The 1154-nt window shown below is 33.2% G+C and carries 1 protein-coding gene; it reads right to left on the bottom strand.

Going from position 1 to position 1154, the window contains the following annotated elements:
• Positions 1 to 1154 (bottom strand): hypothetical protein (locus ACRDDY_RS18900; RefSeq protein WP_438566459.1); only part of this gene is annotated, 1154 nt, incomplete at both ends.

Here is a 1154-nt window from a genome sequence, read left to right as displayed (position 1 = left end):
CCTTATATACCTTTATATATCCAGTAACATTATATCCATCATACCCTATTAAAGTACCATCCTCCTTCAATAGGGTATTAACCATTATATCTGTCGAATTTTTATCAAACAAATTCTTCCCAGTCACACTCACAGTCGCCTTATACTTCCCTAAGTTCTCTACTTTCTCTTCGCCATTATCAATCATAGCTTGTGTAACTTGACAGTCCTCGAATGATGATTGCATACCTTCAAAGTGACTTAGTATAACAGGACTATAACTTTCATCAACAGGTATCATTGTGATTTCAACCTCTAATTCACCACTAGTCGCATAAAAAGAGGATTCAAATTTCATACCATAATTTATTGGATAACTAGGGTTGTTAAAATCTTTCATTCTAACTGTACATATTTTTGTGCCAACTTCACCTATACTAAATCTTAAAGAGTAAAAACCCTCACTAGAGTTTTCAATAGCACTGTTACTATAATTATATGTAGGCAACATGAATGCTGCTTGAGTACCTCCACTTTCGATTAAAGTATTTTTTGTTACATTAGCGATTATTACATATCTACCGTTTGATGTAAATTTGTTTTTTTCTGAAACAGGAACTAATATCGTACCATATTCCATTCCTTTTGCTGTACGCTTGAATTTCGAATTGCTAATAGCTGTAAAACCTCCTGCCAATGACATATCTAAGTTGCTAAACAAATTAACCAATGTATTCCCAACAACTTTACCAACCTCACACACACCATCTTTAGAATGCTCTAACTTAACACTATTACCTTCTCCTTCTATAGATAACCTACCATCTCCACCTTCATTTAAAAGACCACTCATAACTACATCTTGTCTCTTATTTACATACTCAACATTATTTAATCTCGTATCTTGTTCCTTATCTTTGAGTACAATTTGTTCAAGTTGTGACTGAACTCCGTGCGATGGTATTAACTTTCCACAGTTACCATATATAGTATCATACTTACAAGTTACAGGAGTTAACTCTTTAGTTTTAGATACGTTAACTAAAGTATTACCTTCAACAACGACATCAACCAAACCGCCTTCAACTGTTCCGTCTATAGAAATATCGTATCCTTGTTTGTCTATTTTATCATTAAGGATTAATTCTCTATTTTCTTTAGCACAGTTAACTTCA

The organism is Clostridium sp. (genome assembly GCF_051656525.1).
GTDB lineage: Bacteria > Bacillota > Clostridia > Clostridiales > Clostridiaceae > Clostridium.
This window is presented reverse-complemented; position numbering and strand designations above follow the sequence as displayed.